Raw genomic sequence first — 22,846 nt, 5'->3', positions numbered from 1 at the left:
GGGCCATGGCCCAACTCTTCGAAGTCCACCCCGACAACCCGCAGGTCCGCTTTCTGAAGCAAGCGGCGCAGATCCTGCACAGCGGCGGCATCGCCGCAATCCCCACCGACTCCAGCTACGCCCTGGTCTGCCATCTGGACGACAAGGCCGCCGCCGAGACGCTGCGTCGCATCCGCGGGGTCGACGATAAGCATCATCTAACTCTTTTGTGCCGCGACCTCAGCGAGCTGGCCAGCTATGCGCGGGTCGACAACAAGCAGTACCGGCTGCTGAAGTCCGCTACGCCGGGCGCCTTCACCTTCATCCTGGAAGCCACCAAGGAAGTGCCGCGCCGCGTCTCACACCCTTCGCGCCGCACCATCGGCCTACGCGTGCCCGACCACAGGGTGACGCAAGAGCTGCTGGCCATCTTTGGCCAGCCACTGCTGGCCACCACCTTGATCCCGCCCGGCGAGAGCGAGCCGCTAAACGACGCGCAGGACATCTCAGCCCGCTACGACAAGCTGCTGCAAGTCATCATCGACGCCGGCGCCTGCACGATGGAGCCCACCACCGTGGTCGATATGACGGGGGACGAGCCGGTGCTGGTGCGGCGCGGCTGCGGCGACCCAGCCTGCGTGGGATTGGAGTGACTAAAGTCCGCCCTGGCAGAGGTATTTCATCTGCAGATAGTCGTCTAGGCCATGGCGTGAGCCCTCCCGGCCGTAGCCCGATTCCTTGACGCCACCAAAGGGCGCCGCCTCGGCGGCCAGCGCGCCCTCGTTGATGCCGACGATGCCGGTCTCCAGCGCGTCGGCCACGCGCCAGATGCGCGCGACATCGCGCGAGTAGAAGTAGCCGGCCAGGCCGAAGGGCGTGTCGTTCGCAGCGGCCAGCACCTCGGCCTCGGTCTCGAAACAGGTGATCGGAACCACCGGGCCGAAGGTCTCCTCGCAGGAGCAGGCCATGGCCGCATCGGCGCCGATCAGCACGGTCGGCGCATAGTAGTTCGGGCCCAGCGCCGAGCGCTGGCCGCCGACCACGACGCGGGCGCCTCGCTGCACCGCATCGGCCACATGGCGGTCGATCTTGTCGACCGCGCGGGCGTTGATCATCGGCCCGATCTGCGAGTCCGGCGCGCTGGCCGGCCCCAGCTTCAGCGTCGCGACGCGCGCCGCCAGCTTCTCGACGAAGGCGTCGTGCACGGCCGCCTGCACGAACACGCGGTTCGGGCAGACGCAGGTCTGGCCGCCATTGCGGAACTTGGCCACCATCAATCCGGCCACCGCCGCGTCCAGATCGGCATCGTCGAAGACGATGAAGGGCGCGTTGCCGCCCAGCTCCAGCGAGAGCTTCTTCAAGGTGGCGGCCGACTCACGCGCCAGATGCTTGCCCACCGGCGTCGAGCCGGTAAAGGTGATCTTGCGCACCCGCGCATCGGCCAGCCAGACATCGACCACCTCGGGCGTGCGCTCGCGCGAGGCGCTGACGATGTTCAGCACCCCCACCGGCAAACCCGCCTGCTCGGCCAGCGCCACCAGGGCCAGGGCCGTCAGCGGCGTGTCCTCGGCCGGCTTGGCGACCACGGTGCAGCCGGCCGCCAGCGCCGGCGCGATCTTGCGGGCAATCATCGCGGCCGGGAAGTTCCAGGGCGTGATCGCCGCGACCACGCCGACCGGCTCCTTCAGCACCAGCATGCGCCGCCCCGCCACCGGCGGCGCGATCACATCGCCGCAGATGCGCGTGGCCTCCTCGGCAAACCACTCGACATAGCTGGCCGCATACAGCACCTCGCCCAGGCCCTCGGCCAGCGGCTTGCCCTGCTCGCGCGAGATCAGCCGGCCCAGGTCCTGCTGGTGCTCGATGATCAGCGCGTGCCAGCGCTTTAGCAGTTGGGCGCGCTGCCGGGCCGGGGTCGCGCGCCAGGCCGGCAAGGCGGCGTGGGCGGCATCGACTGCGGCGCGCGCATCGGCGGCGCTGCTGTCGGGCACCTCGGCAAAGACCGCATCGGTGGCCGGGTCGCTGACCGGCAGGCGCCGGCCGTCCAGCGCCTCGCACCAGCGGGCATTGATGAAGTTCTGCGTGCGCTGCAGCTCGGGGCGGTTCAGGGTCAGGGCTTGCGTCATTGGATGCTCCTCAGGTCCGCGCCAGCAGGCCGGCCAGCGCCTCACCCATCTCGGTCGTCGAGGCCTGGCCCCCCAGATCACGTGTACGCGGCCCCTCGACCAGCACCGTCTCGATGGCCTTCAGGATCGCATCATGCGCGGCCCGCTCGCCCAGGAAGTCCAGCATCAGCGCCGCCGACCAGATCATCGCGACCGGGTTGGCAATGTTCTGCCCATAAATGTCCGGCGCCGAACCATGCACCGGTTCGAACAGCGAGGGAAACTTGCGCTCCGGGTTCAGATTGGCCGAAGGCGCCAGGCCAATCGTGCCGGTGGTCGCCGGCCCCAGGTCCGACAGGATGTCGCCGAACAGATTGCTGGCCACCACCACATCAAAGCGCCCCGGTTGCAGCACAAAGCGCGCGCTGAGGATGTCGATGTGCTGCTTATCCACCGTGACCGACGGATAGCCCTGGGCCACCGCATCCGCGCGGCCGTCCCACCAGGGCATGCTGATCGCGATACCGTTGCTCTTTGTCGCCACTGTCAGGTGCTTGCGCGCACGGCTGTCGGCCAGCTCGAAGGCGTACTTCAGTACCCGGTCGGTGCCATGGCGTGAGTAGACCGACTCCTGGATCACGATCTCTCGCTCGGTGCCGGCATACATGATGCCGCCCAGATTGGTGTACTCGCCCTCGGTGTTCTCGCGCACGACGAAGTAGTCGATCTCACCGGCCTTGCGTCCAGCCAACGGGCACGGCACACCGTCGAACAGGCGCACCGGGCGCAGATTGATGTACTGGTCGAACTCGCGGCGGAACTTCAAGAGCGAACCCCACAGCGAGACGTGGTCGGGGACCGTGGCCGGCCAGCCGACCGCGCCGAACAGGATGGCGTCCATGCCCTCGAGTTGGGCCTTCCAGTCGTCGGGCATCATCGCGCCGGTCTGGGCGTAGTAGTCGCAGCTCGCCCAGTCGATATGGGTCAGCGCGAGCTGGAAGCCGAAGCGCTGGGCTGCGGCCTGCAGCGCCCGCAAGCCCTCGGGCATCACTTCCTTGCCGATGCCGTCGCCGGGAATCACGGCGATCTTGTAGGTCTTCATGGGTTTTCTCGTTCCGATTCAGGAGTGTTGCGCCGCCGGCTGCTGCTCGTCGAGCCAGCCCTGGCGCAGCTCGGGCACCGAGCGGGCCAGCAGCTCGTAATAGGGATGGTGCGGACCGCGCTCGTAGTCGGCACGCGCCACCTGAGCCAGTTTGCGGCCGTGCTGCATGACGACGATCTCGTCGCAGACCGAGCGCACCGTGTGCAGATCGTGGCTGATGAAGAGGTAGGACAGGCCCAGCTCGCGCCGCAGCTCTGCGATCAGGTCAAGCACCGCGGCGCCGACCACCGTGTCCAGCGCCGAGGTGACCTCGTCGCAAAGGATCAGGTCGGGCTCGGCGGCCAGCGCACGGGCCAGATTGACGCGCTGCTTCTGCCCGCCCGACAGCCCGCCGGGCAGGCGCTGGGCACTGGTGGCCGGCAGCTTGACCAGGTCCAGCAGTTGGGCGATGCGTTTTTGCAGCGCCGCGCCCGTGAGGCCTTTGTAGAACTGCAACGGCCGGGCCAGGATGCGCTCGATGCTGTGGCTGGGGTTCAGTGCGGTATCGGCCATCTGGAACACGATTTGCACGCGGCGCAGCTCGTCCTTGCTGCGCTGGGCCAGCGTAGGTGGCAGCGCCTTACCGTTGAACAGCATCTGCCCCTTGGCTGGCGCGATCAGTCCGGCGATGGCGCGTGCCAATGTGGTCTTGCCCGAGCCCGATTCGCCGATCACACCGATCGCCTGGCCGCGATACAGCTTCAGATGGATGTCTTCAAGAATCAGGATGGCCGGCTTGCCCTCCTTGTCGACCGGGCCGTAGCCGGCAGACAGGCCATTGACCTCCAGCAGCGGTTGATTGTTGCCAGCCTGGGCCGAGCACAGGCCACCCGCGCGCTCGCGCGGCTGCGCGGCTGCCAGCAGGCATTGGGTGTAGTCATTGACCGGTGCGGTGATGATCTGCTGGGTGGCGCCGATTTCGCGCATCGTGCCGTCGCGCAGCACCAGGATGTGATCGGCCATCTGGGCCACGACGGCCAGGTCGTGGCTGACATAGACGGCGGTGGCGCGGCGCTCGCGCACGACGCGCCGGAAGGCGCGCAGCACCTCGATCTGCGTGGTCACGTCCAGCGCCGTGGTCGGCTCGTCGAGTACCACCAGATCGGGATCACTGATCAAAGCCATTGCCGCCATCAGGCGCTGCAGCTGCCCGCCGGAGACCTGATGTGGGTACCGCGACCCGATCGCGTCGGGATCGGGCAGCGCCAGCTCGCGGAACAGCTCGACGGCCTTGGCCTCGGCCGCGGCGCGGGGCATCAGCCGGTGGATCAGCGCCGGCTCGACAACCTGGTCCATGATGGTCCGCGAGGGGTTGAATGACGCCGCCGCGCTCTGCGCAATATAGGCAACCGTGCGCCCGCGCAATGCGCGCTGCTGCGGCTCGGACAGTGCCAGCACATCGGTGTTGCCTATCGTGATGCTGCCGCCGGCGATGCGGCAGCCGTGGCGGGCATAGCCCATCAGCGCGAGTGCGGTGGTGGTTTTGCCCGAGCCGGACTCGCCGATCAGGGCCAGCACCTCACCGGGGGCGATGGAAAAATTGAGCTTATCGACAATGGCCTGTTCGCCTGCGCCATTCGCTTTGTCGACGACGATGCACAAATCGCGCACTGTGACTGGCGCGCCCATCAGTGCACCCCGCCTTCGCGGGCCGCGCGGCCCGGCAGGTTGTCAATCAGCAGATTCACCGCGATGGTCAGGCTGGCGATAGCCAGCGCCGGCGCGATGATGGCGGCGCCACCGGTGGGCAGTGCGCCGATATTCTCGCGCACCAGCGAGCCCCAGTCGGCTGCCGGCGGCTGCACGCCAAGGCCCAGGAAGCTCAGCGAGGCTAGGAGCAGCACGACGTAGACAAAGCGCAGGCCCAGATCGGCCAGCATCGGATTGACGATATTCGGCAGGATCTCCTGCAGCATGATGTAGAGCCTGCCTTCGCCGCGCGTGCGAGCCACCACCACATAGTCCATCGCGTTGATATTGACGGCCAGCGATCGGGCGATGCGGTAGGCACCGGGCACGTAGATAATGGCCGCCGTCAATATGAGCATCGGCAGCGAGGAGCCGAAGGCCGCGACCATGATCAGGGCCAACATCTTCGATGGGATCGAGGTTAGCGTGTCGATGCCACGGCTCAAGGCGCCGTCCAGCCAGGGTGCGCTGGAGGCCGCAAGCAGGGCCAACACGGTGCCGGTGCTGCTGGCCGCGACGGTGGCCAGCAGTGCCACACCGACCGTGTAGCGCGCGCCCTCGATCACGCGGGCCAGCATGTCGCGGCCCAGATAGTCAGTGCCCAGCCAGTGCTGGGCACTGATGCCGGCGAACACATCGCCCGCCCCCATATCGGAGCCGCCCTGGCCCATCAGGCTGGGGCCGATCAGGGCGGCCAGCATCCAGGCCAGCAGCACGGCCAGACCCAGGAGGCCGGGCCAGCTCATCGAAGGCAGCAGACGGCGCCGCGCGCGCGGTGCGGCGGGTTCTGCAGTGGTGGGGGTCAGGGTGGACATGGGTGGCCTTGATTCAGCGATGGCGAAGGCGGGGATTGGCAACGATGCTGCAGATATCGGCCAGCGTCACCAGCAGCAGATAGACGGCGCAGAACAGCATCGCGCAGGTCTGCACCAGCGGCATATCCCGCTGGCTGACGCCGTCCACCATCAGGCTGGCGATCCCTGGGTAGTTGAAGATGGTCTCGACGATGATGACGCCGCCCAGCAGATAGGACATCGACAGCGCCACCGCATTGGCGATCGGCCCGATTGCGTTCGGCAGCGCATGGGCCAGCACCATGCGGGTCGGCGAGGCACCCTTGAGCCGCACCATCTCGATATAGGGCGCACGCAACTGGTCGACCACGGCCGCACGGGTCATGCGCATCATCTGCGCCATCGTTACGCAGCAAAGGCTCAGCACAGGCATCGCGAAGGCCCGCAGCATCTGACCGATCGAGTCGACGCTGCTGCTATACGAGAGCGCCGGTAGCCAGCGCAGCTCGACCGCAAAAATCAGCACCGCCAACGTCGCGACCAGGAACTCCGGCACCGAGACCACAGCCACCGCGCCCGAGCTGGCGAGACGGTCGAACCAGGAGCCGCGCCACATCGCCGACGCGATGCCCAGCGCCAGCGCCAGCGGCACCGCGATGGCGGCCGTGATGGCCGCCAGCTTGACCGAATTGGGCAGCCGGCTGGAGATCATGTCGGCCACCGGCATATGTGTCACGATCGAGAGCCCGGGATTGCCGATCACCATGCCCGAGAGCCAGGCCCAGTAACGCTGGTGGGCCGGTACGTTCAGCCCCATCTGCTCGCGCAGCGCGGCCAGCGACTCGGCCGTGGCCTCCTGGCCCAGTTGGGCCTGCGCCGCATCGCCGGGCAACAGGGCCGTGATCGTGAACACGACCGCAGACACCACCAGCAGCGACACCAGGGCCAGCGCCACGCGGTTGACGATGAGTCGCAGGATCAGCAGGTTCATGATGGTCGTAGCTCAGGCGCGATCAATCAGGCGTCGAGCCACACATGCTCGGCGAAGGAATAGCCCATCAAGCCGCCCAGCGGGATCGGCGACAGACCCTTGAGCTTGCTGCTATGGCCGTCGATGCTGGCCAGGAACAGCGGGATACCGATGCCGGCATCTTGATGGATCATGGTCTGCATATCGGCGTACATCTGCTTGCGCTTGGCCATATCGGTCTCGGCGCGGGCGCCGATCAGGAGCTGGTCGAACCTCTCGTTCTTCCAGCGCGACTCGTTCCAGGCCGCGTCTGATTTGAACAGGAGGGTCAGCAGCGCGTCGGCGCTGGGGCGCGGGTTGATGTTGCCAAAGCCCACGGGGCTGTTGAGCCAGTGGTTGGCCCAGTAGCCGTCGGCCGGCATGCGCTTGACGTCCAGATTCAGGCCGACGCGCTGTGCCGCCTGCTGCAGCACCAGGGCCGTCTCGACCGAGTACATCGCGGCCGGCGATACGACGACCGGAATGGCGGCGCTGCCCAGATTGGCCTTTTTCAGATGGAACCTGGCCTTCTCCGGGTCATAGGGACGCTGCGGCAGACCGGAAAAGTGGAAGCGGTTTGTCGGGTCGATCGGCTGGTCGTTGGCGATCACCGCATGGCCCAAGGCGATGGACTTCTTCATCTGCTCGCGGTCGAACAGGTGCTTCATCGCCAGCACGAAGTCGGGGTTCGCGCCCGGTCCCGTATCGCGGCGCATGATCAGATCGGAGTACTGGCCCGACTGGGTGCTGAAGATCGCATAACCGGGCGTGCTCTTGATGCGCTCGACCGAGCGCGGGTTCACCGCAGCGACCAGATCCAGATCGCCCGACAGCAGCGCGTTGACGCGGGCGCCCTCGTCGCCGATTCCGACGAACTCAATCTCGTCCAGATAAGGACGACCAGGCTTCCAGTAGGCCTCGTTGCGCACCGCGATCGAGCGCACGCCGGGCTTGAACTCCTTGAGCTTGAAGGGGCCGGTGCCGATGCCGGTCGAGAAGTCGGTCGTGCCGTCCTTGACGATCATGAAGTGGAAGGTGCCCAGGATCACCGGCAGGTCGGCGTTGGGCGCGCTCAATGTGATGGTCACCTCGTTGGCGCCGGTGGCCTTGACCGTGTCGATCTGGTCGGCCAGGGCCTTGGCCTTGGAGGCCGTGGCGGCGTCCTTGTGGCGGGCAATCGAGAACACCACGTCGGCAGGGGTCAGGGCCTTGCCGTCATGAAAGACCACGCCCTTGCGCAGTTTAAAGATCCAGACCTTGGCGTCCTTGGTCACGAACTCCTCGGCCAGAGCCGGCTGCGGCGTCAGGCTGCCGTCCAGCGAGGTCAGACCGTTGTAGAGCATGCAGCCGCGCGAATAGTCCGTCTGGTTGGACATCTTGGCCGGGTCCAGCGTGTCGGTGATCGCCCCGGTAGCGCCTGCGACCCGGATCTTGCCCCCGCGCCTGGGCGTCTGTGCATGGGCCGATAGTGCGGTGCCCGCCAGGCCACCGGCCAAACCGGCCTGCATACCGCCGGCCATCAGCATCGCAAGGATGTCGCGGCGCGTCGCGCCACGTTTGAGCGCATCCATCACGCGGGTGCTTTCCTGGGGACCGATCAGGGTTTGCAGCTTCTTGCTCTCGTTCATGATTTTCTCCGGAGGGGTGAAACGGACACGGGGCGGACGGGGACGAAGTAAGCTCAGGACACCATGTCCTTGAGGCGGTAGTAAAGCCCTACCACAGGCAAAAACCAGGGCGGGCCCAGATGGCCGGGAATCGCCGGCCAGGGCCTGTCGCGCCAGGGGTTGGCCACGGCGTTGCCGAGCATGGTCTCGGCCATGCGCTGGCCCATATGCACCGACATTTGCGTGCCATGACCGCTATAGCCGAGCGAGTAGTACAGGCCGTCGCGCTCGCCGGCGTGAGGCAGACGGTCCTGGCTCATGTCGACGAGGCCGCCCCAGCAGTAGTCGATGCGCACATCGGCCAGTTGCGGAAATATCTCAGCCATGCCGCGCCGCAGAATCTCACCACTCTTCTGATCCGAGGTGGGGCTGGAAATCGCAAATCGCGCCCGGCCGCCAAATACCAGGCGGTGATCCGGCGTCATGCGGAAGTAGTGGTGGATATTGGCCACCGTCACATAGGTGCGACGGCCGGCCAGCAGGGCCTGGGCGCGCTCAAACCCGAGCGGCTCGGTCACGACGATAAAGCTGCCGATGCCGACGATGCGTCGGCGCAGCCAGCCAAAAGTCCCGTAGCCGCCATGCAGGGTCGCGCCGGTGGCCACCAGAACCTGCCTGGCACGCACGGCACCTCGTGGTGTGTGCACGATGTGGGCTTCACTGCGGCCCAGGCGCTGCAGTTTCAGCACCGGGCTGTTCAGATGAATCTGCGCGCCGCTGCGCTCGGCGGCCTGAGCCAGCCCGGTGGCGAAGCGGCCCATATGCATCTGCGCGCTTTTCTTCTGCAGCAGGCCGCCGACGAAGCGCTCGCTGGATACCTCGTCGCGCACCCGGCGTGCGTCCAGCAGCTCCACATCGGGGTCGACCTCGCGCGCGAGCCGCTCGCAGCTGCGCGCAAGCGCCTCGTAATGCGCCGGCTTGGTGGCCAGCTTGAGCTTGCCGTTGCGCTGGAAGTCGCATGCTATCTGCTCCTCCTGCACCAGACGCGCCACCGTATCGACCGCCGCATCGAACTCGCGGTACCAGGCGCGCGCCTTGTCAATGCCGTACTGCTCGGCCGCGGCCGCGTAGTCGACCGCCAGGCCGTTGTTGACATGGCCGCCGTTGCGGCCCGAGGCTTCCTTGGCGACCCGGTCACAGGCTTCCAGCACCACGACATTCGCGCCACGCTGGGCCAAGCTGCGGGCGGCGGACAGGCCGGTAAAGCCGCCGCCGACGATCACCACATCGGCGCTCGCCGGCAGCTCGGCTGCGGCCGGCGTAAAGGCCGGCGCCGAATCGGTCCAGAAGGAGTCGAGCTTCATGGCGGCTGGGGTGCTCAGAGACCGACGACGCCCGGCAGGCCGCCGATGTCGGCGATCTCCACATAGTTGTAGGCCGGATTGCCCGGGCCATGGCCGCGATTGACGAAGACCTTGTTCTTGATGCCCAGGTCGTCGGCCGACATCAGGTCGTAGCGCAGGCTGGACGAGACATGCAGCAGGTCCTCGGGGTTCGCGTTCAGCGAGTCCAGCATGTATTCAAACGCCTTCAGGCGCGGCTTGTAGGCCTGGGCCTGCTGGGCCGTGTAGACGCGGTGGAAGGGAGCGCCGAGCAGGGCCACATTCTTCTGGATCTGGTTGTCAGACGCATTGGACAGAATCACCAGCGGAATCTCCTTGGCGATCTTGGCCAGGCCGGCCGGCACGTCCTCATGCGGGGCCCAGGTGGGCACGGCGTCGTAGTACTGCTGGGCCTCGTGGTCGAAGTACTGGATGCCCCACTTCTTGCAAAGGCGGCGCACTGCGTTCTTCAGCACCACCTCGTAAGGCTGCCAGTCGCCCAACACCTCATCGAAGCGGTAAGCCGAGAAGTCGGCGATGAAGGCGTCCATCTGCTCGGGCTTGATGCGGTCGGCAAAGATGTCGCGGGTCATCTCGCCCATACGGAAGCGCGTCAGCGTGCCGTAGCAGTCGAAGGTGATGTACTTGGGACGGAAGATAGTCATATCAGTCATTCCTTGGTCGGGTCAAGCGGGGGTCAAAAGCCACCTGCACACGCTGCTGTCATCTGGATTTCATTGAAGCATGCAAGGTGAACAGAGTTGCGGGGTATTGGCCGGGGGGCGCACACAAAACTGTGGTTTGGATGCCCGCCTGCGGCATAGCCTGCGGCGCGCGCCAGGCGGGGGCAGGCATGCACATCATGGCGGCGTTGCGAAGTCAATCAGCACGCTTTTGATGCGCAGATTGGCCTCGACGGCCTGGCGGCCCAGATCCTTGCCGATACCCGACTGGTGGTAGCCGCCGGTCGGGATCACGAAATCGTTGCTGCGTCCATAGCGGTTGATCCACACGGTACCCGCCGAGAGGCCGCGCATCACGCGCAGCGCTCGGCCAATGTCGCAGGTGTGCACGCCCGCAGCCAGGCCGTAGTGCTCATGCGCGGCCAGGGCCAGGCCCTCTTCCTCGCTGTCGAAGGTCTGCACGGTCAGCACCGGTCCGAATATCTCCTCGACCACGGCCGGGTTACCGGCAGCGACGTTTTCGATCAGGGTTGGCATGTAGTAAGCCCCGTCGCCGCAGATCGTGCTGCGCAGGCCACCGCCCACAACCCGGCCGCCGGCCTCCTCGGCACGCTGCACGATGTCGGCGATGCGCTGCGCCTGCGGGCGCGAGATGATGGGCGGCAGCGTCGCCTCTGAGTCCCAGGTAGCGCCGGGGCGGGCGGCCGTGAAGCGACGTGCCAGGCCCTCGATCAGCGCCGGTGCGATGCCCTTTTGCACGATCAGCCGAGAGCCGGCCACGCAGACCTGGCCCGCATTGCCGGTGATGGCGTTGGCGATCAGGCCCGTCAGTTTGGCCAGGTCGGGCGCGTCATCAAACACCAGTTGCGGGCTTTTTCCGCCCAGCTCCAGCGTCACCGGCTTCGGCCCCTGCTGGGCGCAGGCGGCCATGATGGCCGCGCCGGTGCGCGTGCTACCGGTGAAGGTCATCTTGGCGATGCGCGGGTGGCGGCTCAAGGCGTCGCCGGTGAGGCGACCGTCGCCCTGCACGATATTGAAGACGCCGTCCGGCACACCGGCCTGGCTGGCCAGCTCGGCCAGGCGCAGCACCGAGAAGGGGGTCAGCTCCGAGGGTTTTAGCACCACAGCATTGCCGGCCGCCAGCGCCGCACCGACCTTCCAGGACACCATCACCAGCGGGAAGTTCCAGGGCGTGATCGCGCCGACGACGCCGTAGGGCTCGGTGATGGTCATCCCCAGCTTGTCGCTCTGCGTGGCGGCCACCTCGCCGCCCAGCTTGTCGGCGTACTCGGCGAAGAAGCGCAGGCCCTCGGCCGTGAACGGCACATCCCAGGACAGCACGTCGGTCAGCGGCCGGGTCGAGCCGAGCGCCTCCAGCGGCCCGAGCACCGCGCCATCGGCCTCCACCAGATCGGCCCAGCGGCGCAGCACGCGAGCGCGCTCGCGTGGCGCGCGGCGGGTCCAGTCACTTGTGCGCCAGGCGTTCCAGGCGCTCTGCACCGCACGGTCCACCAGGGCCGCATCGCCCAGCGGCAGATCGGCATAGGGCTGCCCATCGGAGGGGCGACGCACCTCCAGGCCGCCGGCACTGCTGACCAGCCGGCCATCGATGTAGTGACCGTTGGGCACGGCGATACGGTCGGGGTCAAAAGTTTGCACGGGCTTCCTTGAGTTCAAAATCGGCAGCACAGATGCTAGGCAGGGTGATACGGAATGTGTTTGCGTAGGCGCTCAGCACAGCGCAGTAAATTGCAAGTCACGAGGCTCGCACAGCCAAAGCTGCCGAATGGGCCAAAGCAGCAAGATCGTCCTAGCGCCGCATGGGCAAGCTTGCAACCATGGGGACAAACCCGCGATATGGAGAGAACACCTTGAGCTACGAATCCAATGTCGCCGCGATCCCTGCGGCCTCGGCCGATGGCGTCGTGCTGCGCGCGATGCAAGCCGGCGATCTGGAGGCCGCGCACGCGCTGTCGCTGGCCGTTCACTGGCCGCACCGGCTAGCCGACTGGCAGGCCGCGTTCGCGCTGGGCGGCGGCCTGGTGGCCGAGCGCGACGGCGAGCTGGTCGGCACCACGCTTGTCTGGCCCTGGGGACCGACCCATGCGACGCTGGGCCTGGTCATCGTCGCCCCCCGCTGCCAGGGCCGGCGCATCGGCTACCGGCTGATGCAGGCTGCGCTTGCCCAGCTTGGCGAGGCGTGTTGCGTGTTGCTGCATGCCACCGCAGAGGGCCGCGGCCTCTATGAACGCCTGGGCTTTGTGCGCACGGGCGAGGTGCGCCAGCACCAGGGCACCGCCGGTTCGGCACCGCTGGTAGCGCTGGACGGGGGTTGGCGTCTGCGCCCCTCGGACCACAACGATGTGGTCAGCCTGATCGAGCTCGACACCCGGGCTCGCGGCATGCCGCGCGAGGCCCTGATTACTGAGCTGCTCGGCCATGCCGATACCGTGGTACTCGATTACGAAGGCCAGGCCCGGGGCTTCGGGATGCTGCGCCGCTTCGGTCGCGGCTTGATCATCGGCCCAGTTGTCGCGCCCGACGCCGAAGGCGCCAAAGCCTTGATCGCCCATCTGGTGGGCCTGAGTGCGGGGAAGTTCGTGCGCATCGATGTCGACTTCGACAGCGGCCTGACCGAATGGCTGGAGACCCTGGGTCTGTTGCGCGTCGACGCACCGACCGAGATGGTGCGCGGCGGCCCGCTGGTCAAGCGGCCCGAGGCGCGATTGTTCTCGCTTGCCACCCAGGCCCTGGGATGAGCGCCTTCGTCTACAAGGCCGACCCGGTGCGCGGTCGGGTATGGGCCGAGGTCTTTGCGCGCCAGGCCGAGCCGGAACTCGACTTCCGCATCTGGCCCGAGATCGGCGACCCGGCCGAGGTGCATTACCTGGCCGCCTGGGATCCTCCCGCCGACATCCGCGACACCTTCCCGAATCTCAAGCTGCTGTTCTCCTCGGGCGCCGGCGTCGACCAGTTCAAGTTTGATCAGCTGCCCGCCGACCTGCCCGTCGTGCGAATGGTGGAGCCCGGCATCATCAAGGGCATGGTCGAGTACGTCAGTTGGGCCGTACTGAGCCTGCACCGCGACATGCCGGCCTACCAGCGCCTGCAACGCGAGCACAGCCGCTGGATGCCAATCCAGGTACGGCCGGCTGCCAAGCGCTGCATCGGCGTGCTGGGCATGGGCTCGCTGGGCCAGGCGGTGCTGGGCCAGCTGCGCAGTTTCGGCTTCGACTGCGCCGGCTGGAGCCGCTCGCGCCACGCGGTCGACGGTGTGCGGTGCTTTGCAGGCGCCGAGGAGCTGGGCGCCCTTCTAAGCCGCAGCGAGCTGCTGATCTGCCTGCTGCCGCTGACCGAGGCGACGCGCGGATTTCTGAACGCTGAGCTGTTCGCCCAACTACCGGCCGGTGCCAGCCTCATTCATGTGGGTCGCGGCCCGCAACTGGTCGAAGCCGACCTGACTGCCGCGCTGGCCAGCGGCCAGCTCAAGCATGCAATCCTCGACGTCACAGACCCCGAGCCCCTGCCCTCCTCTCACGCCTTCTGGCAGCACCCGCAGATCTGGCTGACGCCCCACATCGCCAGCATGACGCAGCCGGAGACGGCGGCAGAAGTGGTGCTTGAGAACATCAGGCGGTTTGAGGCGGGGGAAGAGATGGTGGGACTGGTGGATCGGGGCTTGGGTTACTGAACCCTGCCTTAACAAGGCGATAGACCAACGCCGCCCTCGGGCTCAACTATTCGACGTCTGTCTGACTCTCGTCTTCGGTAGGGAGCAGGTCTATTGGGGCCTTGAGTCGCAGCTTGTCCGCTGCGTAAAAGGCGCTGGGTTGAGAAGCCATGCTCGTCGCGATTCCGACAGCCGCACAGGGATGCGGTCATGATCCCTGCAGTCAGCCATCCCTGGGGCGCAAGCATGCAATATTGTTTGGATGTTTGCACGAGTTCCAGGCACCACCGATGTTGCGGCGCCCTCTTGCTCAGCACGACGCGAAGCAATCCCAGCTGGGGCCAGATCTGCTGCGCTACTAGGAAAGTAGCGTGTGAGCGCCACCGAGCGGCAAAACACCGAGACAAACATCTCCAGCGGTTGTAGGGGGAAGCCCCGTAGAGCACCTTATCAAGGAGTTCAGCAAAGAGAGCTGGTCGACGTGAAAAACCAAGCGACAACGAGTCAAACACGACAACGCAGCGCGTTCGAGGCTACCTTCGCGAGGAATTTGACGCGCTGCTAGCGGACGGAGATTTTGTGGATACCGTTCCGATGCACCTGCGGGGCGATGTTGCGAGCCAGGCCAGAGTCCCACCAATCTTGGAACGAATGTGACGACTCGCTGGCCTATGAGCACCCGATCCAATCGAGTCTTCAATCCAAAGCGACTGCCGTACGTCTAGCCAACCCTAGTTGAACCAAAGTCCGGCGTCTGGTGGGCCTGGGCCTACGCCGCGCGACATCGAAGCATCAGAATCTTCTGCCGTCCCAACCCAAAGAACAGTGCGCCAAGCCAAATCGCGCGCCCGATTGCAGCACCACGCGCTGCGCCTCCCGCCCTAAGCTGGAGCCTCTTCAAGACGATGAATGGAAGAGCGCCCCATGCAGTCACACGCAAGCCCAGGCAAGCAAAATCTCGACGCGTTGATCGCCCTCGACCGCGCACATCTGATCCATCCGGTCGCCCCCTGGCGCAAGCACGAGCAGCGTGGCGTCACGGTGCTTGAGTCGGGCCAAGGCGCCTGGCTGACCGACGCCTGCGGTCATCAGTTGCTCGACGCCTTCGCCGGCCTGTGGTGCGTCAATATCGGTTACGGGCACGAGAGCGTGGTGCAGGCCGCCGCCGAGCAGATGCGCAAGCTACCTTACGCCACCGGCTACTTCCACTTTGGCAGCGAGCCGGCCATCCGGCTGGCCGACAAGCTGGTGCAGATCACCCCCGCCTCGCTGACCCGCGTCTACCTGACGCTGGGCGGCTCGGAGGCCATCGACGCGGCGATCCGGCTGATCACGCAGTACTACAACAATACGGGCCGGCCGAGCAAGAAGCACTTCATCGCGCTGGAGCGCGGCTATCACGGCTCCTCGTCCACCGGCTCGGGGCTGACGGCGCTGCCGGCATTCCACCGCGGCTTCGACATGCCGCTTCCGACCCAGCACTACATCGCCTCGCCCTACAGTTACCGCAATGGCCTGGACGACGCTGGCCAGATCGCCGCCTCGGTGGCTGCGCTGGGCACCAAGGTGGCTGAGCTGGGCGCCGAGAACGTAGCGGCCTTCTTCTGCGAGCCCATTCAAGGCTCGGGCGGCGTGATCGTGCCGCCCAAGGGATGGCTGAAGGCGATGAGCGAGGCGGCCCGTGAGCTGGGCATCCTCTTCGTCGTCGACGAGGTGATCACGGGCTTCGGCCGCACTGGCCCGATGTTTGCGTGCGAGGCAGAGGGCGTGCAGCCCGATCTGATGACCTTGGCCAAGGGCCTGACAGCCGGCTATGCGCCAATGGGCGCGATGCTGATGTCCGAGCAGGTCTACGCCGGCATCGCCGACGGTGCGCCGGCAGGCGCGCTGATCGGCCATGGCGCCACCTACTCGGCCCACCCCGTGAGCGCGGCGGTCGCGCTGGAGGTGCTGCGTCTGTACGAGGACGGCGGCATTCTGGCCAATGGGCAACAGGTGGCGCCGCACTTTGCGGCCGTGCTGGATGGCCTGCGCGATCACCCGCTCGTCGGCGACTCGCGCCACCGCGGCCTGCTGGGCGCGCTGGAGCTGGTCAGCAACAAGACCAGCAAGCGCGGCTTCGAGCCAGCACTTGGCCTCTCGGACCGGCTGTTCGAGACCGGCTACCGCAACGGCCTGGTGTTCCGCTCCTTCGGCGACCACATCCTCGGTTTCGCTCCGGCGCTGTGTTTCAACGAGGACGAATTCGCCATCATGGCCCTGCGGCTGAAGAAGACGCTGGACGAGATCCTGGCCGCGCCCGATGTGCGCGCTGCGCTGAAGTCCTGATAGCCCGAGACGAACGTCGAGTAGAAGGACTTACTTCGCACGAGCGCCGCCGACGCAAAATCAAACCGTTCCTGGACTTTGTGACGAGTACACCGTGGGCCCACTCAAGCTAGATCGTCTCGACCTGCGCATTCTCAGCCAGCTGCAGAAGAACGGCCGTATCACCAATGTCGACCTGGCCGACGCCGTCGGCCTGTCGCCCAGCCCCTGCCTAATCCGCGTCAAGCGGCTGGAGCAGGCCGGTTATATCGCCGGCTATGGCGCGCAGCTGCGCCTGGAAAAGCTCGGTGATACCTTGACCGTATTCACCGAGGTAACGCTGTCAGACCACCACCGCGAGGACTTCGTGCGCTTCGAGGCCGCGATCCGCGAGGTCGACGAGATCATCGAATGCCATCTGGTCAGCGGCGGCTATGACTATCTGCTGAAGTTCACGACACGCGGTGTCAACCACTACCAATCCATCATCGAGACCCTGCTGGAACGCAATATCGGTATCGAGAAGTACTTCAGCTTCATCGTCATCAAGTCTCCCTTCATCAAGAACCACTACCCGATCGAGCGCCTGTTCCCGCCGACGCTCTGATCGCCCCATGCCATGAGTGAACCCCTCCCAACGGCCGGCCCGCCGCGTTTTGTGCGCTTGGCCGAGACCGGCCGCCCCCCCGTGAGCCTGCGCATCGACGGGGAGCCGGCCCTAGCGCTGCAGGGCGACAGCCTGCTCGTGGCGATGTTGAGCCAGCGCCGCAGCCTGCGTCGCTCGGAGTTTGGCGAGGGCGAGGCGCGCGCCGGCTTCTGCCTGATGGGAGCCTGCCAGGACTGCTGGGTCTGGGACGAAACGGGGCAGCGCCTGCGCGCGTGCTCGACGCCGGTGTTGGAAGGCATGTGCGTGCGCACCGCGCCGCCCGCCCTTCACTGGCCGGCCACGCCGGACCTGAAGATCGTGCAGGAGCGTCAGGCATGAGCAGACGAGACACTCCGCGCGTGATCGTCGTTGGCAGTGGTCCGGCCGGTGTGCGCGCCGCCGAGGCCCTGGTGCAGGCGGGTCTGCGGCCCATCGTCGTCGATGAGGGCAGTCGCAGCGGTGGCCAGATCTATCGCCGCCAGCCCGAGAGCTTCAAGCGCGGCTATGCCAACCTGTATGGCAGCGAGGCTGCCAAGGCGCAAGCCCTACACAGCCGCTTCGACGCACTTGTGCGCGACAAGCGGATCGACTACCGGCCCGACACCTTAGCCTGGAACGTTACGGCGCGGCAGCTGCACACGGTGCGACCAGCCAGCGGCGAGACGGCCGATCTCGACTTTGATGCGCTGATCGTCTGCTCTGGCGCTACCGACCGACTGATGCCGGTACCCGGCTGGCACTATGCAGGCTGCTACAGCCTGGGTGCTGCGCAGATCGCCCTGAAGGCCCAGGCTTGCAGCATTGGCTCGCGGGTGGTCATGATGGGAAGCGGTCCGCTGCTGTATTTGGTGGCCTCTCAGTATGTGAAGGCCGGCGCCTCGGTCGCAGCGGTGCTGGACACCTCGCCGGTCGTACCATCGTTGAAAGCCTTGTGCGGGCTGCTAAGCAGGCCGCGCCTGCTGTGGATAGGCCTGCAGCTAAAGTCGCTGCTCCGGCGGGCCGGCGTGGTGTTGTTGAACGGTGTGACGCCGCTGCAGATCGAAGGTAGCGCTGAGAACGGCGTCAGTGGCGTGCGCGTGCGCGACGCGCAGGGCCGCGAGCAGCGATTCGATGCCGACGCGGTGGGCTTGGGCTGGCACCTGCGCGCCGAGTCGCAGCTGGCCGATATTGCGCGCTGCGAGTTCCGGTTCGAGCCGCTGAGCCGGCAATGGCTGCCGCGCATCGATGCCGACGGCCGCAGCAGCACGCAGGGCGTCTATCTGGCCGGCGACGGTGTGCGCATCCTCGGCGCCGACGGGGCCGAGGCTGCCGGCCGGCTGGCCGCGCTGGCGGCGCTGAACGATCTGCAACAGAGTGCTGGCCGCCAGCTGTTCGAGACTGAGCAGGCCACGCTGCGCGCGGCGCTGCAGACCATGGACCGCTTCCGCCAGGGCCTGGCCCAGGCCTTTCCGTGGCCGCAGCAGTTGGCGGCGACCTTGCCGGACGATGCGGTGGTGTGCCGCTGCGAGAGCATCAGCGCCGGCGAGCTGCGCCGCTGCGTGCGCGAGCTGGGCAGCCAAGAAGTGAACCGAGCCAAGGCTTTCAGCCGTATCGGCATGGGGCGCTGCCAGGGCCGCTTCTGCGGCCATGCGGCAGCCGAGGTGATCGCTGCCGAGGCCCGCATCCCGGTTGAGCAGGTCGGCCGCCTGCGCAGCCAGGCACCAGTCAAACCGCTGCTGATGAGTGCCCGCGAGGTGCAATCATGAGTGCCGGAAAGAGCGAACGCAGCGATGTGCTGATCATCGGCGGAGGCCTGATGGGCACGACCACCGCCTTCTTCCTGCGTCAGCAGCATGGGCTGAGCGTCACGCTGCTGGAACGCGAGCTGATCGGCCGCCAGGCCAGCGGCACTAACTTCGGCAACGTGCGCCGCCAGGGCCGCGATCTGGTGCAGATGCCCCTGGCGAACCGCGCCCGCGCGGTATGGGGCCGGGTCAAGGAGCTGCTGGGCGAGGACCTGGAGTTCGTGCCCTACGGCCATCTGCGCGTTTGCTACACCGAAAAGCAAGCCGAGGTGATCGCCCAACACGCCAGGGACGTCAAGCCGCTGGGGCTGGATCTGGAGATTTTCAGCGCCGAGGGGCTGCGCAAGCGCTGGGGCATCTTCAGCCCCGAGGTGGTGGCCGGCTCGCTGTCGCCGGTGGATGGGCATGCGAATCCGCGCATTGCCGGCCCGGCTTTCGGCCGAGCGGCGCGGCGCCATGGTGCGGCCATCCACGAGCACAGCGAGGTCGCCCAGATCGAGCGCGACGGCGCTGACTTCATCGCCCACACGACCGATGGCCGCCAGTTCCGCGCGGCCCAGCTGCTACTGACCAGCGGCGCCTGGTCGGGCCGCTTTGCCGACGCCTTTGGTGAGCCGGTGCCGCTGCAGGCGCGCGGGCCTCAGATGGGGGTTACCGAGCCGCTGCCCTACGCGATCGGCCCGTCGATCGGCCTGTCATCGCCAATCGAGACCGAGGGCCTGTACTTCCGCCAGATCGCGCGCGGCAATATCGTCTTCGGCGGCGGGCTCAAAGGCCCTGCCGATGCCCAACAGATCCGAGCCTATTCCAAGCCCGACAACCAGCTGCGCCAACTGCGCGAGCTGCGTCGCTTCGTACCGGCCTTCGCAAACGTGCAGCTGCTACGCGTGTGGAGCGGCATCGAGGGCTACACCGCCGACTGGGCGCCGGTGTTGGGGCCCAGCGCGCGCGTGGCCGGCCTGCATTACGCCTTCGGCTTCAACGGCGAAGGCTTCGCGATCAGTCCCGGCGTTGGCGAGGTGATGGCGGAGTTGCTGGCGACGGGGAAGACCTCGACACCGATCGAGGCCTTCACGATAGGCCGCTTTGCCCGCTAGGTCTTGGCGCTCAGCTGATCGCGCAGCGGCAGTTGCCGGATGCGCTTGCCAGTGGCCGCGTGAATTGCGTTCATCAGCGCCGGCGCGATCGGTCCGACCGCCGGCTCGCCAACGCCGCCCAACGGCGTGTCGTAGCTGGCGGCCGGCAGCAGGTGCACCACGATGCGCTTCGGCGCCGCGCTGAGCCGCGCGATCTCGAAGTCGTGGTAATTGCTCTGCTCGACTCGGCCGTTCTTGAACGTGATCTCGCTGTACAGCGCCTGGCTCAGGCCCATCACGCAGGCCCCTTCGACCTGGGAGCGCACGCGGTCCGGGTTGATCACCGGGCCGCAGTCGACGGCGACATCGATGCGCGGAACGCTCAGCTCGCCCTTGGCGCTGACGCTCACCTGGGCCACCACGGCCATATAGGTGACGAAGCTGTAGTGCGCGGCCAGTCCCAGGCCCTGGCCGGCTGGCAGCTTGCGGCCCCAGCGGGCCTCACGCGTCGCGACCTCGATAACGCGGCGCAGCCGGCCGGTATCCACCGGATAGCGTTGCGGTGATTCACCATGGTTCCAGCCATCGCCGATCTTGGGCGGCGAAACCTGGCGCGCCGGGCCTATCAGCTCCAGCAGAAAGTCTCGATGGTCCTTGCCGGCGGCCAGGGCCATCTCGGCGACAAAGCTCTGGGTCGCAAAGGCATGCTGGATGTTGTTGACCGAGCGCAGCCAGCCGATGCGCGCATGAGCCGTGGCGGCGGGGTTCTCGAAGCGTACGTTGGCGATGTCAAAGGGCAGATTGCTCAGGCCCAGGCCGAGCTCGAAGGCCGCGAGCTGTTTGGGGTCAGGCGCAAAGATCGAGACGATGGTCGGTTCGGCCGCGCGGTGCAGCCAGGCGCTGACCTTGCCGCTGCCGTCCAGACCGGCCTCGATGTGCTGGGCGCAGGCGGCGTGGTAATAGTCGTGTTGGATGTCATCTTCGCGAGTCCAGGTCAGCTTGACCGGCGCCCCCTGCATCTCCTGCGACACCAGAGCGGCTTCGACGACGAAGTCGGGCTTGGATTTACGGCCGAAGCCGCCGCCGAGCAGGGTTACGTTGACCGTGACCTTGGAGAAATCCAGATTCAGGCGCTTGGCGACGCGTTCGCGCGCGGCCTGTGGCGACTGCACTGCCGCCCACACTTCGCAGCGGCCGTCACTGATGCGCGCAGTCGCGGCAGGCGGCTCAAGCGTGGCATGGGCCAGGTGGGGCACGTAGTAATCGGCCGTGATCTTCTTGGCCGCCTTGGCCAGTGCGGCATAGGCGTCGCCATCGTTGCGTACCTCCTTGCCGCCCGGCTTGCGCACCGAGTCCTCGAGCTCGCGGCGGTAGGCTGCGGAGTCGTAGCCTGCATGTTCGCCGTCGTCCCACTCGATCTTCAAGAGACCGCGTGCTTTCATCGCGGCCCAGCTGTCCTTGGCTACGACGACGACGCCACCGATCGGCTGGAACTCCGACGGCGGCGGCGTGCCGGCCAGCGCGAAGACCTTCAGCACGCCAGGTACTTTCAGCGCCTCGGCAGCGTCGAAGCTCTTGAGCTTGCCGCCCAGCACCGGCGGGCGCGCGATCACCGCATAAAGCTGGCCCGGTAGGCGGGTATCGATGCCGTATTGCGCCTTGCCAGTCACGATGCCCTCGGCGTCGACCAGATGAGTGTCGAGCTTGCCGATATAGCGGAAGTCCTTGGCGTCCTTGAGCTTCAGCTTCGTGCCGAGCGGCACCTCCAGCTGGGCTGCGGCCCGGGCCAACGCCCCGTAGCCGAGTTTGCGCCCGCTTGGCCTGTGGACGACCTCGTGGTATTTCGCCTGCACCTGATCCAGCGGGACTCTCCAATGATCGGCTGCTGCCTGCTCCAGCATCATGCGTGCGCTGGCGCCGCAACGGCGCATCGGCTCGAACCAATGACGCATGCTGCGCGAACCATCGGTGTCCTGGTTGCCGAATTTCTCTTCGTCGCCCGGCGCTTGGACTACGCGTACACGTTGCCAGTCGGCCTCCAGCTCGTCGGCCAGCACCTTAGGCAGGCTGGTGCGCACGCCCTGGCCCATCTCGGAGCGGTGGATCAGTATGCTGACAATGCCATCGGGCGCGATTGAGACAAAGGTCTTCGGGCTGTCCTGCAGGCCATGCGGCATGCCGTCGCCACCGTACTTGGCCGGCTCGTCAGCACCTTGCCCCGCGCCGGGCAGGCCGATGCCCAGCACCAGGCCGCTCAGCAGCATGCGGCGGTTGATGCCGATAGAGAGAACTTCAAGCGAGGCGCTCATGCTGCTTCTCCCGGCAGGCCGGCGGCGCTCTTGATCGCGCTGCGGATGCGGGTGTATGTACCGCAGCGGCAGAGGTTGCCGCTCATCGCCGCGTCAATCTCGGCATCGCTAGGCTTGGGCTTGCGCTGCAGCAGGGCGGTCGCACTCATGATCTGCCCGGCCTGACAGTAGCCGCATTGCGGCACGCCCAGCTTGACCCAGGCGGCCTGCACGGCCTTGCCCTGGCGTGAGGCGCCGACACCCTCGATGGTGGTGATGCGCTTTCCGGTCGCGGCCGACAGCGGCGTCTGGCAAGCCCGCACTGGGTCGCCGTTCAGGTGCACGGTGCAGGCACCGCACAGGGCCAGGCCGCAGCCGTACTTGGTGCCGGTCATCCCGAGGTGATCGCGCAATACCCACAGCAGCGGCGTGTCCTCGGCCGCATCGACGCTGAGCGTCTTTCCATTGACTTGCAAGCTATCCATCGCACTCTCCATCCAAGAAGCTGTTGATTCGCAAGCGCCGATCGGCGCCACATCTTGCGCCCAGCACAAGGACTTCTGCAATGGCTTTTGGGCGAGGCCGTTACGCCGCTGGCCCCTGGCCAAGCTGGTGCGGTGCGCCGCACCACGGGCGCACAGCGCGCACCAGCCCGCGGTTATCAGCAGCCCGTGCTGATTCACCCC

At 66.7% G+C, this 22,846-nt stretch carries 19 protein-coding genes; 8 read left to right on the top strand and 11 right to left on the bottom strand.

Annotation, left to right across the window (positions count from 1 at the left end):
• Positions 1-5: 5 nt before the first annotated feature.
• Positions 6-632 (top strand): L-threonylcarbamoyladenylate synthase, encoded by a 627-nt coding sequence (locus OOZ63_RS04540; protein ID WP_266004170.1) that lies wholly within the window; start codon positions 6-8, stop codon positions 630-632.
• Here OOZ63_RS04540 and OOZ63_RS04535 read toward each other — a convergent pair whose 3' ends face one another.
• From OOZ63_RS04535 to OOZ63_RS04495, 9 genes are all read right to left on the bottom strand, one after another.
• Positions 633-2,105, bottom strand: a complete 1,473-nt coding sequence (locus OOZ63_RS04535) for an NAD-dependent succinate-semialdehyde dehydrogenase (RefSeq protein WP_266004168.1) — start codon at positions 2,103-2,105, stop codon at positions 633-635.
• Positions 2,106-2,115: 10 nt separating this feature from the next.
• On the bottom strand, positions 2,116-3,186 hold the full coding sequence (locus tag OOZ63_RS04530) for a tartrate dehydrogenase (protein WP_266004167.1): 1,071 nt from the start codon (positions 3,184-3,186) through the stop codon (positions 2,116-2,118).
• Between the two features lie 18 nt (positions 3,187-3,204).
• A complete protein-coding gene (locus OOZ63_RS04525) occupies positions 3,205-4,854 on the bottom strand; it encodes an ABC transporter ATP-binding protein (RefSeq protein ID WP_266004166.1) in 1,650 nt (549 codons plus the stop codon).
• Positions 4,854-5,729 (bottom strand): ABC transporter permease, encoded by an 876-nt coding sequence (locus OOZ63_RS04520; RefSeq protein WP_266004164.1) that lies wholly within the window; start codon positions 5,727-5,729, stop codon positions 4,854-4,856. The genes OOZ63_RS04525 and OOZ63_RS04520 overlap by 1 nt, the downstream gene beginning before the upstream one ends.
• A 13-nt stretch (positions 5,730-5,742) precedes the next feature.
• Positions 5,743-6,699, bottom strand: coding sequence for an ABC transporter permease (locus OOZ63_RS04515; RefSeq protein ID WP_266004163.1), 957 nt, complete (start codon positions 6,697-6,699; stop codon positions 5,743-5,745).
• Positions 6,700-6,725: 26 nt separating this feature from the next.
• Positions 6,726-8,345 carry an ABC transporter substrate-binding protein gene (locus OOZ63_RS04510; RefSeq protein WP_266004161.1) on the bottom strand — a complete coding sequence of 540 codons (1,620 nt, stop codon included), beginning with the start codon at positions 8,343-8,345 and terminating at the stop codon, positions 6,726-6,728.
• Positions 8,346-8,398: 53 nt separating this feature from the next.
• Positions 8,399-9,688: an NAD(P)/FAD-dependent oxidoreductase gene (locus OOZ63_RS04505; protein ID WP_266004160.1), complete on the bottom strand. Its 1,290-nt coding sequence runs from the start codon at positions 9,686-9,688 to the stop codon at positions 8,399-8,401.
• A 14-nt stretch (positions 9,689-9,702) separates the two neighbouring features.
• Positions 9,703-10,371 carry a haloacid dehalogenase type II gene (locus OOZ63_RS04500; RefSeq protein WP_266004159.1) on the bottom strand — a complete coding sequence of 223 codons (669 nt, stop codon included), beginning with the start codon at positions 10,369-10,371 and terminating at the stop codon, positions 9,703-9,705.
• Between the two features lie 195 nt (positions 10,372-10,566).
• Positions 10,567-12,048: an aldehyde dehydrogenase family protein gene (locus OOZ63_RS04495; RefSeq protein ID WP_266004158.1), complete on the bottom strand. Its 1,482-nt coding sequence runs from the start codon at positions 12,046-12,048 to the stop codon at positions 10,567-10,569.
• A 278-nt stretch (positions 12,049-12,326) separates the two neighbouring features.
• Between OOZ63_RS04495 and OOZ63_RS04490 the strand changes: the two genes are divergently transcribed.
• The 7 genes from OOZ63_RS04490 (at position 12,327) to OOZ63_RS04460 (ending at position 19,893) form a co-directional block, all read left to right on the top strand.
• Positions 12,327-13,148: a GNAT family N-acetyltransferase gene (locus OOZ63_RS04490; RefSeq protein ID WP_266004292.1), complete on the top strand. Its 822-nt coding sequence runs from the start codon at positions 12,327-12,329 to the stop codon at positions 13,146-13,148.
• Positions 13,145-14,080, top strand: coding sequence for a 2-hydroxyacid dehydrogenase (locus OOZ63_RS04485; RefSeq protein ID WP_266004157.1), 936 nt, complete (start codon positions 13,145-13,147; stop codon positions 14,078-14,080). Before OOZ63_RS04490 ends, OOZ63_RS04485 begins: the two co-directional genes overlap by 4 nt.
• A gap of 903 nt (positions 14,081-14,983) precedes the next feature.
• Complete coding sequence (locus tag OOZ63_RS04480; protein ID WP_266004156.1) at positions 14,984-16,387, top strand: aspartate aminotransferase family protein; 1,404 nt, start codon at positions 14,984-14,986, stop codon at positions 16,385-16,387.
• Between the two features lie 94 nt (positions 16,388-16,481).
• On the top strand, positions 16,482-16,973 hold the full coding sequence (locus OOZ63_RS04475; protein ID WP_137945205.1) for an Lrp/AsnC family transcriptional regulator: 492 nt from the start codon (positions 16,482-16,484) through the stop codon (positions 16,971-16,973).
• Between the two features lie 12 nt (positions 16,974-16,985).
• Positions 16,986-17,351: a (2Fe-2S)-binding protein gene (locus OOZ63_RS04470; protein ID WP_266004155.1), complete on the top strand. Its 366-nt coding sequence runs from the start codon at positions 16,986-16,988 to the stop codon at positions 17,349-17,351.
• The gene (locus OOZ63_RS04465) at positions 17,348-18,757 is read left to right on the top strand and encodes an NAD(P)/FAD-dependent oxidoreductase (protein ID WP_266004154.1); all 1,410 of its coding nucleotides are present in this window, start codon (positions 17,348-17,350) and stop codon (positions 18,755-18,757) included. Before OOZ63_RS04470 ends, OOZ63_RS04465 begins: the two co-directional genes overlap by 4 nt.
• Entirely contained in the window at positions 18,754-19,893 is a 1,140-nt protein-coding gene (locus OOZ63_RS04460; RefSeq protein ID WP_266004153.1) for an NAD(P)/FAD-dependent oxidoreductase, read from the top strand. Before OOZ63_RS04465 ends, OOZ63_RS04460 begins: the two co-directional genes overlap by 4 nt.
• Here the strand turns inward: OOZ63_RS04460 and OOZ63_RS04455 are convergent.
• Positions 19,890-22,181, bottom strand: a complete 2,292-nt coding sequence (locus OOZ63_RS04455) for a xanthine dehydrogenase family protein molybdopterin-binding subunit (RefSeq protein ID WP_266004151.1) — start codon at positions 22,179-22,181, stop codon at positions 19,890-19,892. The genes OOZ63_RS04460 and OOZ63_RS04455 overlap by 4 nt on opposite strands.
• Positions 22,178-22,645, bottom strand: coding sequence for a (2Fe-2S)-binding protein (locus OOZ63_RS04450; protein WP_266004150.1), 468 nt, complete (start codon positions 22,643-22,645; stop codon positions 22,178-22,180). The genes OOZ63_RS04455 and OOZ63_RS04450 overlap by 4 nt, the downstream gene beginning before the upstream one ends.
• Positions 22,646-22,846 lie beyond the last annotated feature (201 nt).

It is taken from the genome of Paucibacter sp. PLA-PC-4 (assembly GCF_026241155.1).
GTDB lineage: Bacteria > Pseudomonadota > Gammaproteobacteria > Burkholderiales > Burkholderiaceae_C > Roseateles_E.
This window is presented reverse-complemented; position numbering and strand designations above follow the sequence as displayed.